The following is a 4,512-nucleotide window of genomic DNA, read 5'->3' as shown; positions in this document are numbered from 1 at the left end:
CTGTAAGATTAAATCTTGACTTCTACACTAATTTTTCACGTAATACTTCAACTAACTTATTAATTGCTTCAGTTGGGTGGATGTTTTCAAGGATAGCAAGCTCACCTGCGAGTCTATTTAAAGCTGATTCGTAGAGTGTTCTTTCACTGTAAGAACGATCATTATCAACATTTTTATGTAAGTCCCGTAATACTTCGGCTATGGCTACAATATTACCTGAGTTAATTTTACCTTCATATTCTTGGGCCCTTCTACTCCACATTCTATTTCCTTGTTTTGGTTTACCTTGAAGAGTTGAATATATGGCATCTAAATCTTTTCTGCTTGCAACCGCTCTAAGACCAACAACCGCAGCTCTACTAACAGGCACTTTTAATGTCATTTTATCTTGCGAAAAGGAAATTACATATACTTTAATTTCAGTACCTGCAATAGTATGATATTCAATATTTGTTATTTCACCAACTCCATGTGCAGGATAGACAATTCTCTGCCCTATTTTAAACTCGGATTTTTGTTCGGTTTTATTTTCGGATTGTGTTGTATTTGCCATTATTAATTCCTCCGTAGTGGTTTTAGTGCCTAAGAACTTAATGTTAGACTATTATTTTCTATAGCATAGCACATTTTGCTTCTATTATAAAGTAGATATTTTTATTGAAATAAAATTGATATGCTTTTATTGTAGAGAAAGTTAATAGTTAAGGGAAAGTTATGCGAAGTATTTTTATCGTGCCGATATTTTTATTATTTTTGAGTAGTTGTTCAGAAGAAAAAACACAAAATAAGAATCAAGAAGAGAAACAAATAATAGTGCAGGAAAAAACTCTGCAAAACAACAACGCTTCTCACGAAATAAATCAAGAAGCAGTAAATTCTGAAAACACGGCTGAATCAATAGTTCCTGATAACGATAATAATCAGGCTGATGAAATATCAACGCCGGATTCACAAGAACAAAAAAATCCTGAAATAAAACCTGTTAAAGTTACTTTTAAAGTTGATGATAATGATATGGTTCTCGGTAACAAAAAATCAAATGTTATAGTAGTCGAGTACTTTTCTCCTACCTGTCCGCATTGTGCTTATTATCATCAAACAATTTTTCCGGAACTTAAGAAAAAATATATCGATACTAATAAAATTGCATATGTGGTTCGTGAATTTATTGCTACAAAACAAGATTTAGACGCTGCAATTTTAGCACGCTGCAAAGGTGATATAAATAGTTTTGTGCAGTTTCATAATATCATATTACAACAACAAGATAAATGGGCATATAGCAATAAATACAGAGAATTATTAACTGATATAGGTCAGCTTGGCGGTGTTCCTCCGGAAGAATATAAGCAATGTTTAAATAGTGATAAAATTACTGAAACGCTAATTGCTAATACTAATTTTGTAGCAAAAGCACCAAAATTTATAGGTACTCCTTCTTTCTTCGTTAACGGAGTACAAACCGGAAATTATAGTATAGATAGTATTTCTACGGCAGTCGATAAAGCTTTAGAGGAGCAGAGAGAAAAAGCAAAAAATGAGATGAGTTTGTAATTTTGGCAGTAGATTGTCATTGCGAGCAGGTATTGTTGCGTAGACCGGTAAAACCTACTGTGTCACCCCGTAGCTTGATCACGGGGTCCATAAAAACAATAAATAGTATTTTTAACTGGATCCCGTGGTCAAGCCACGGGGTGACAGAGATGAAATTGATCCACGTCTTCTCGCAATGACTGAGATAAACTAATGAATACGGAAAAACTAAAAAATATCAAAGCAAGAATTAAAGATTTAAAAACTTCTAAGATTTCTAATTCTAAGATTCAGCAAGAAATTAGCCCGTTCACTATCGCTGTAGATTTAGTTTCAGGTACAATGGTAGGTGTCGTAATTGGAATATTTACGGATAAGTTTTTTAATTCTAAGCCTTTATTTCTTATTATATTTACAATAATAGGAATGATTGCCGGCTTTAACATTATAATGCAGAAAATAAGGAAATGACTCATAGCCCTTTAGCACAATTTGATATCAAAAAATTGATAGACATCAAAATGTTCGGCTTTGACGTCAGCTTTACTAATTCGAGTATCTATATGTTACTTGCTAGCATCTTAGCCTTAACTTATTTTTACTTAGCTTTTTATAACCGGAAATTAGTACCTTCTAGATTACAAGTAAGTGCTGAAATAGTTTATAATCTTGTAGCTGATATGTTAAATCAGAATATAGGAGTAAAAGGACGCAAATTTATTCCGTTAGTTTTTAGTCTGTTTATTTTTATTTTATTCTGTAATTTACTTGGTATGACACCTTATAGCTTTACTGCTACTAGTCATATTATCGTTACTTTTACCTTAGCAATTCTAGTATTTTTAACGGTCACTATAGTCGGTTTCGTAAAACACGGGTTACGTTTTTTAACTCTTTTTTTACCACACGGTACTCCTTTATGGTTAGCACCGTTGATGATAGTAATTGAACTGTTTACATATTTAGCAAGGCCGGTTAGTTTATCATTGCGACTCGCCGCCAATATGATGGCGGGACATGTTTTATTAAAAGTAATAGCCGGTTTTACCGTCTCGTTAATGATTTACTTGAAGTTTCTGCCAATCCCTCTTATGGTGATACTAATTGGGTTTGAAATTTTTGTTGCAATACTTCAAGCTTATATTTTTACTATTTTATCTTGTATGTATCTTAATGACGCCATCAATTTACACTGATGCGAATAGCGGATTATTACATAATTCGCTATTCGGTTAGCAATAATTTATGTACCTTGAGTAAATGAAGAGTTGGTATACGAAGCTCAATTTGAAAAAGAGCGAGGTGTTTTGAAGCTTTTAACCGCAGCGTACATACTAGTACGTGAGGATTAAAAGCAAAAAATAACGAAGCCAATTTTTTAAATTCAGCGAGTATATATTTATTTTTTGATTAATTAAAAGTTAGGTTTTTTATGGATATGGTTTCTTTAAAATTTATTGGTATAGGGCTTATGGCTATCGGCATGTACGGTGCGGCTCTAGGCGTTAGTAATATATTTAGCTCTCTACTTAGTTCAATAGCACGAAACCCTTCAGCTGCAGAAAACTTACAAAGAATGGCTCTGATCGGTGCAGGTCTTGCTGAAGCAATGGGGCTTTTTTCCTTTGTAATTGCTATGTTACTTATTTTTTCTTAAAATTCATTTTTAAATAAGATGCCTCAATTTGATATTGCTACCTATTATTCACAAATTTTTTGGCTTATCGTTACTTTCGGCTTATTGTATATCTTTGTTTATAAATTTATCACCCCAAAAGCCGAAGAAATTTTTAATAATAGACAGACAAATATTCAAGATAATATTACGAGGGCCGATACGCTAGCCCAAGAAGTAGAAAAGCTAAATAAATATTATAACGAGGAAATAGACAAAACAAATACCGAAATAGATAGGCTAAAAAAAGAAAAAATAGACTCTTTAGAAGCAGAATTTTTAATTAAAAAAAAGAATCTAGAGCAGGATTTAAAAAACTCTATAAATCACAATATTGAAGATATAAATTTAGCTGCTAAGCAATTTAGAACTAATAAAAGCGAAGCAATCATAAAGCTCGCAGTTAATATTATTGAAAAAATAGCCGGAGCTAAAGCAGATATAGATAGCTTAAAAAGCCTACGTCATTGCGAGGAAAATTACGAAATAATTGACGAAGCAACCCAGTAAAAAATGTATAACATTTTTTTATTATTTTTCTGGATTGCCGCACTCCTTGCAGTCGCTCGCAATGACGATATTGATAATTAGGCAATAACGTAAAAAATAAAACAATGAATTTCCTAGATGAAAGCTTTTGGCTTGCCGTTAGTTTTATAATTTTTGTATATTTAATTTATAGACCGGCAAAAAAAGCCATTTTAAATTCTTTAGATGCTAAGATTTTAGAAGTCCAAGAAAAAGTTCTAAAAGCTGAAAAGTTAAAAGAAGATGCTGCTTTGCTCTTTGAACAAACCAACGCACAAATACAAAAATTAGAAACTTTACGCTCTCAAATGATAGAAGAAAGCAATAAAGTTACCAAGAAAATCATTCAAGAAAAAACTAAAGAAATTGAAGAATTTTTAGAGCATAAAAAATCTGATGCTATACAGTTAATTCAAAACCAAAAATTAACTGCAAGTAAGGAGTTACAAGACGAATTTTGTGATGAGGTAATAAAACTTGTTTCCGAATATTTTCAATCAGCTAAATTTTCAGAAAGCAATATCGTTAAAAATTTAATGGATAAATCTGATTATAATGGACTGAGAAAACAGGACAGAAAAAATAGTACTCAAGTTTCCGAAATAAGTTACAATAAATAGGTAAAACTTAGGAGGAAAGATGAAGAAAAATAAGGTTAGGATTTTCAGTAGTGAAGAAAAGACTAAGGTAGTATTAGAATTAATAAAAGAGGATGCTACCTTAAGTCAATTAGCATCAAAATATGAGATAAGCTCCAAGACAATTCAGAATTGGAA

Annotated in this window: 7 protein-coding genes; 6 read left to right on the top strand and 1 reads right to left on the bottom strand. The window is 31.8% G+C overall.

All coding sequences use genetic code 11. The features are described from left to right. Window positions 1-22 precede the first annotated feature (22 nt). Window positions 23-553, bottom strand: a complete 531-nt coding sequence (locus KYQ89_RS02125; RefSeq protein WP_218460209.1) for a CarD family transcriptional regulator — start codon at window positions 551-553, stop codon at window positions 23-25. Between the two features lie 161 nt (window positions 554-714). Here KYQ89_RS02125 and KYQ89_RS02120 point away from each other — a divergent pair, with 161 nt between their 5' ends. The 6 genes from KYQ89_RS02120 (at window position 715) to KYQ89_RS02095 (ending at window position 4,356) form a co-directional block, all read left to right on the top strand. After that, window positions 715-1,554 carry a DsbA family protein gene (locus KYQ89_RS02120; RefSeq protein WP_218460208.1) on the top strand — a complete coding sequence of 280 codons (840 nt, stop codon included), beginning with the start codon at window positions 715-717 and terminating at the stop codon, window positions 1,552-1,554. A 192-nt stretch (window positions 1,555-1,746) separates the two neighbouring features. After that, window positions 1,747-2,004 (top strand): AtpZ/AtpI family protein, encoded by a 258-nt coding sequence (locus KYQ89_RS02115; protein ID WP_218460207.1) that lies wholly within the window; start codon window positions 1,747-1,749, stop codon window positions 2,002-2,004. Next, window positions 2,001-2,729 carry a F0F1 ATP synthase subunit A gene (locus KYQ89_RS02110; protein WP_011270386.1) on the top strand — a complete coding sequence of 243 codons (729 nt, stop codon included), beginning with the start codon at window positions 2,001-2,003 and terminating at the stop codon, window positions 2,727-2,729. The genes KYQ89_RS02115 and KYQ89_RS02110 overlap by 4 nt, the downstream gene beginning before the upstream one ends. A gap of 236 nt (window positions 2,730-2,965) precedes the next feature. After that, a complete protein-coding gene (locus KYQ89_RS02105; protein WP_010420727.1) occupies window positions 2,966-3,190 on the top strand; it encodes a F0F1 ATP synthase subunit C in 225 nt (74 codons plus the stop codon). An 18-nt stretch (window positions 3,191-3,208) separates the two neighbouring features. Further along, window positions 3,209-3,718 carry an ATP F0F1 synthase subunit B' gene (locus KYQ89_RS02100; RefSeq protein WP_218460206.1) on the top strand — a complete coding sequence of 170 codons (510 nt, stop codon included), beginning with the start codon at window positions 3,209-3,211 and terminating at the stop codon, window positions 3,716-3,718. A gap of 104 nt (window positions 3,719-3,822) precedes the next feature. Continuing rightward, window positions 3,823-4,356, top strand: coding sequence for a F0F1 ATP synthase subunit B (locus tag KYQ89_RS02095; RefSeq protein WP_256621195.1), 534 nt, complete (start codon window positions 3,823-3,825; stop codon window positions 4,354-4,356). Window positions 4,357-4,512: the final 156 nt, after the last annotated feature.

This window comes from Rickettsia sp. TH2014, assembly GCF_019249195.1.
Lineage (GTDB): Bacteria > Pseudomonadota > Alphaproteobacteria > Rickettsiales > Rickettsiaceae > Rickettsia > Rickettsia felis.
This window is presented reverse-complemented; position numbering and strand designations above follow the sequence as displayed.